The following is a 4,878-nucleotide window of genomic DNA, read 5'->3' as shown; positions in this document are numbered from 1 at the left end:
CCGCCCCCCCCCCCCCCGCGGGGCGGCCGCGGTTCGCGGCGACCACGTGGGCGGTGTGCACCAATTCCAGATCGGGCGGGTCGACGCGCACGCCGACCTCCTCGAACGCCTCCCGCGCCGCGCCCGCCCGCGCGGACTCGCCCTCCTCCAGCTTGCCCGCGGGCAGATGCCACAGCCGGTCGAACTCGTCGGAGCCGCGGCGCCTGCTCAGCAGCACGCGGTCCGCGCGCAGCAACAGGACGTGCACGTCCACGAAATGCCGGACGTTCATGGCGGTCTCCTCGCGATCGGGCCCGATCAGTTCGCGCTGAGCACCAGCCCCGAGGTCGGCACGCCGGTGCCCGCGGTGACCACGATGTTCTCCAGGCCGTCGACCTGGTTGACCGACGTGCCCCTGATCTGGCGCACCGCCTCGGCGATGCCGTTCATGCCGTGGATGTAGGCCTCGCCGAGCTGGCCGCCGTGGGTGTTCAGCGGCAGGCGGCCGCCGATCTCGATGGCGCCGTCGGCGATGAAGTCCTTGGCCTCGCCGCGACCGCAGAAGCCGAGTTCCTCGAGCTGCATGAGCACGAACGGGGTGAAGTGGTCGTAGAGCACAGCGGCCTGCATGTCCTGTGGGCGCAGACCGCTCTGCGCCCACAGCTGATCACCGACCAGGCCCATCTCCGGCAGGCCGGTCATGGCGTCGCGGTAGTAGCTGGTCATGACGTACTGGTCGGCGCCGCTGCCCTGAGCCGCGGCCGCGATCACGGCGGGCCGGTTCGGCAGGTCGCGGGCGCGTTCCACGCTGGTCACCACGATGGCCACGCCACCGTCGGACTCCTGGCAGCAGTCGAGCAGGTGCAGCGGTTCGGCGATCCAGCGCGAGTTCTGGTGGTCTTCGAGCGTGATCGGCTTGCCGTAGAAGAAGGCGTCGGGGTTGACCGCGGCGTGCTTGCGGTCGGCCACCGCCACCCGGCCGAAGTCCTCGCTGGTCGCGCCGTAGACGCGCATGTAGCGGCGGGCCACCATGGCCACCTGCGCGGCGGGCGTGCCGAGGCCGTGCGGGTAGGACCAGGCGTTGTCGATGCCCGAGGAGGTGGCGGCGCTGGCCAGGGCGGTGGAGAACTGGCCGAAGCGCGAGACCGAGCGCTCGTTGAACGCGCGATAGGCCACGACCACCTCGGCGACACCGGTGGCCACCGCCATCGCGGCCTGCTGCACGGTCGCGCAGGCCCCGCCCCCCCCGGAGCCGATGTGGCTGAAGAACTTCAGCCGCGGGATGCCGGTGGCGCGGGCGACGGCGGCCTGGGTGTTGTTGTCCATGGTGAACGTGGTCAGGCCGTCCACGTCGGCGGGAGTGAGCCCGGCGTCGGCGAGCGCGGCGTTGACGGCCTCGGCGGCCAGGCGCAGTTCGCTGCGGCCGGACTCCTTGGAGAAGTCGGTGGCGCCGATGCCGACGACGGCGGCGCGGCGGCTCAGCGGAGCGGTCGCTTGCTCAGACATCGCTTCCTCCGGCGGATCCGTTGTTCAGGGTGACGACCGCGGTGGCGGTGATGTGGTCGCCGAGACTGTCGCGGCCGGTGACCGCGATGGTCAGGTCGCTGCCGGAGATCTCGGTGACAGTGCCGGTCATCGTCAGGGTGTCGCCTGCGTAGAGCGGCACGCCCAGGCGCAGCGAGATCGACTTGACGACCGCGCGCGGGCCCGCCCAGTCGGTGACGAAGCGCTGCACCAGGCCGGTGTCGGTGAGGATGTTGACGAAGATGTCCTTCGAGCCGCGCTCGACCGCCTTGTCGCGATCGTGGTGCACGTCCTGGAAATCCCTGGTGGCCAGCGCGGTGCTGATCACGAAGGTCGGGTCGGCGTGGATCACCAGTTCGGGCAGCGTCGTGCCCACCTGCACATCCACCGGCACCGGGGCCGCGGTCATGAGATCACCTTCCAGTAGGGCAGCGCCACGTCGTCGATCTGCTCGAAATCGACCAGCACCGGCAGGCCGATCTCCACCTCGCCGGGGTCGATGCCGCGCAGCTCGCCCAGCATCCGCACGCCCTCCTCCAACTCGACCAGGGCCACCACGAACGGCAGCTGCCTGCCCGGCACCTTGGGGGCGTGGTGCACCACGTAGCTGAAGACGGTGCCGCGGCCCGTGGCCACGACGTAGTCGGTCCACTCGGACCTGTCCTTCCACACCGCCGGGATCGGCGGGTGGCGCAGGGTGCCGTCGGGCAGCTGCTGGATTCGCAGCTCGCCGAGTTTCGTGCCCTCCCAGAAGAATTCGGTGTCGTGCGAGACCAGCGGCTTGACCCGCTGCCCCGCCTGCTTCTCCGGCTCGGGCTTCGCCTCGGCCCGCTGCGCGGCGGCCTTCGGCGCGAACTTCAGGATGCGGAACAGCATCTCGGTGACCAGCTCGTCGCCGACGTACCAGAGGGTGCGGTAGGTGACGAACCAGCCCTCGCCGAGGCCGGTCTGCTTGGGGCCGACATAGGAGTCCAGCTTGCTGGTCACCGTCACCTGCTCGCCCGGCACCAGGTAGCGGTGGTAGATCTGCTCGCAGTTGGTGCCGACCACCGAGGTGTAGCCCGCCGAGTCGAGCAGCTCGTTGGTAGCGGTCATCGGGTCGTCCGGCGGGCGAACGCCTCTGAGCCCCAGCATGGTCCACACCTGCGCCATGGCGGGCGGGGCCACCACGCCGGGATGTCCGGCGGCGCGGGCGGCGTCGTCGTCGACGTAGATGGGGTTGTCGTCGCCGATGGCCTCCACCCAGTTGTTGATCATGGGCTGGTTGACCGGGTCGCGCGCCAGTCGCGGCGCCGACTCCCCCGCCGCGACGATCTGCTCCAGTGCGGCGGCGATCTGCTCGGCGGTGAATCGCGCACCCGCGGTCTGCTCGGCGGCGGTGACTTCCGGGGCTTCCGGTGCTGCGGTGTCCGGCACGCGCACGGCTCCTTCTGGTCTCGTTGCTCGGATGGGCGGCCCGCTCAGCGCGGCACGCGCGGCAGGTTCAGCCCGGCGGTGGCGACGAGTTCACGCATGATCTCGTTGACGCCGCCGCCGAAGGTGACCACCAGGTTCTGCTTGGTGCGCCGGTCCAGCCAGCGCAGCAGCTCGGCGGTGTCGGGATCGGCCGGGTCGCCGAAGCGGCCGACGATCTCCTCGGCCAGCCTGCCCGCCTCCTGCAACGCCTCGGTGGAGAACACCTTGGTGGCCGAGGCGTCGGCGATGATCTGGGCCTGGTCGGCATCGGCCTGCTCGGAGGTGGCGGCGACCTGCCAGTTCAGCAGTTCGTTGCGGCGCACCATGGCGTGCACCCGGCCGAGCGCGCGGCGAACGTCCGGCTCGGCGAGCACGCCCCGGCCACGCGCCCACTCGCGCATACGGTCGTAGAGCTGCTCGATCTTGCCCGACGGGCCGAGGCCCACCCGCTCGTGGTTGAGCTGGGTGGTGATCAGCCGCCAGCCCTTGTTCTCCGCACCGACCAGCATGTTCGCCGGCACGCGCACATTGTCGAAATAGGTGGCGTTGGTGTGGTGGGCGCCGTCGCAGGTGATGATCGGCGTCCAGGAGTAACCGGGATCGGAGGTGTCCACGATCAGGATGGTGATACCGCGATGGCGCGACTCCACGGTGCCGGTGCGGCAGGCCAGCCAGACGTAGTCGGCCTCGTGCGCGCCGGTGGTGAAGATCTTCTGCCCGTTGACGATCCAGTCGCCGTTGTCGTCGCGCACCGCGGTGGTGCGCAGCGCGGCCAGGTCGGTGCCCGCCTCCGGCTCGGAGTAGCCGATGGCGAAGTGGATGTCGCCGGTGAGGATGCCGGGCAGGAACTTCTGCTTCTGCTCCTCGGTGCCGTAGGTCTGCAGGGTCGGGCCGACGGTCAGCAGGGTCACCAGCGGCAGCGGCACGTCGGCGCGCACCGCCTCGTTGTAGAAGATCTGCTGCTCGACCGGGCCGAAGCCCTGCCCGCCGTACTCCTTGGGCCAGCCGACCCCCAGCCAGCCGTCGCGGCCCATCCGGCGCACCACCGCGCGGTAGGCGTCGCCGTGGCGGTTGACCGCCATCTCGGCTTCTTCCTCCGGGGTGACCAGGTTCGCGAAGTAGGCGCGCAGCTCGTCGCGCAGCGCGCGCTGCTCGGCGGTCAGATCGATGAACATCTTGCTCCTAGGCGGTCCAGGCGCAGCGACTCACCGCCGAGCCAGCGGACGAGATCCTTGGCCTGCGAGTAGTAGCGGTGCATCGGGTGGGTGACGTCGACCCCGAGCCCGCCGTGCAGGTGGTGGCACTTCTGCATGGCGGCGGGCAGTTCGGCGGTCACGGTATAGGCGAGCACGTCGAGGTCGTCGTCGACACGCGCGCGCTGCTCGTCGGTGATCTCCTCCGCTGGCGTCGTCGCCAGCTGCGCCAGCGCCCAGTTCGCCGATGCGGCCACCGCGTGCAGGGTGCGCGAGACCACGTAGAGGTCGGCGACCTGCTGGGCCACGGCCTGGAACTCGGCCAGCGGCCGGTTGAACTGGCGGCGGGTGCGCAGGTGCTCGGCGGTGATCCGCAGCGCGCCCTCGAGCAGGCCGTCGGCGGCGGCGCCGATCGCCGCGATCGCGTACCGGTGCAGATCGGTCAGGTCGGCGGGCAGCAGCCGCTCGGCCGGGATCTCGACACCGTCCAGCCGCACCGTCGATTCCGGCAGACCGCCCGAGGACGGGGAGGCGGTGCGGGTCAGGCCGGGGGCGTCACCGTCGACCAGCGCCACGCCCGCGTCGGTGGGGATCAGCAGCCAGCGCGCCTCGTCGGCGTAGGGCACGGCGATCTTGTGGCCGCTGACGCGCACCACATCGCCGTCGGCGACCGCGGTGGTCTTCGGCGAGGTGGTGAACGGATCGCCGGGCTCGCTGAGCGCGGCGG

General features: G+C 71.1%; 6 protein-coding genes. All 6 read right to left on the bottom strand.

The features are described from left to right. Window positions 1-271: NUDIX domain-containing protein (locus QH283_RS16260; RefSeq protein WP_280503827.1), on the bottom strand; the 271-nt coding region annotated here is incomplete at its 3' end. 26 nt (window positions 272-297) lie between these two features. Then, on the bottom strand, window positions 298-1,485 hold the full coding sequence (locus QH283_RS16255) for a lipid-transfer protein (RefSeq protein ID WP_280503826.1): 1,188 nt from the start codon (window positions 1,483-1,485) through the stop codon (window positions 298-300). After that, the gene (locus QH283_RS16250) at window positions 1,478-1,912 is read right to left on the bottom strand and encodes a MaoC family dehydratase (protein ID WP_280503825.1); all 435 of its coding nucleotides are present in this window, start codon (window positions 1,910-1,912) and stop codon (window positions 1,478-1,480) included. Before QH283_RS16250 ends, QH283_RS16255 begins: the two co-directional genes overlap by 8 nt. Then, window positions 1,909-2,838 carry a bifunctional MaoC family dehydratase N-terminal/OB-fold nucleic acid binding domain-containing protein gene (locus QH283_RS16245; RefSeq protein ID WP_280503828.1) on the bottom strand — a complete coding sequence of 310 codons (930 nt, stop codon included), beginning with the start codon at window positions 2,836-2,838 and terminating at the stop codon, window positions 1,909-1,911. Before QH283_RS16245 ends, QH283_RS16250 begins: the two co-directional genes overlap by 4 nt. Before the next feature lie 125 nt (window positions 2,839-2,963). Next, window positions 2,964-4,133: an acyl-CoA dehydrogenase family protein gene (locus QH283_RS16240; RefSeq protein ID WP_280503824.1), complete on the bottom strand. Its 1,170-nt coding sequence runs from the start codon at window positions 4,131-4,133 to the stop codon at window positions 2,964-2,966. After that, window positions 4,118-4,878 (bottom strand): acyl-CoA dehydrogenase family protein (locus QH283_RS16235; protein WP_280503823.1); only part of this gene is annotated, 761 nt, incomplete at its 5' end. The genes QH283_RS16240 and QH283_RS16235, both read right to left, overlap by 16 nt.

Origin of the sequence: Nocardia farcinica (genome assembly GCF_029867845.1) — a bacterium.
Lineage (GTDB): Bacteria > Actinomycetota > Actinomycetes > Mycobacteriales > Mycobacteriaceae > Nocardia > Nocardia farcinica_A.
Note: the sequence above shows the minus strand (reverse complement) of the source record. Positions and strands in the feature narration are given on the sequence as shown.

Bases quoted from the DNA above. Each gene is read 5' to 3' on its own strand.
- QH283_RS16240 (WP_280503824.1), bottom strand. From the start codon at position 4,133: ATGTTCATCGATCTGACCGCCGAGCAGCGCGCGCTGCGCGACGAGCTG.
- QH283_RS16250 (WP_280503825.1), bottom strand. From the start codon at position 1,912: ATGACCGCGGCCCCGGTGCCGGTGGATGTGCAGGTGGGCACGACGCTG.
- QH283_RS16255 (WP_280503826.1), bottom strand. From the start codon at position 1,485: ATGTCTGAGCAAGCGACCGCTCCGCTGAGCCGCCGCGCCGCCGTCGTC.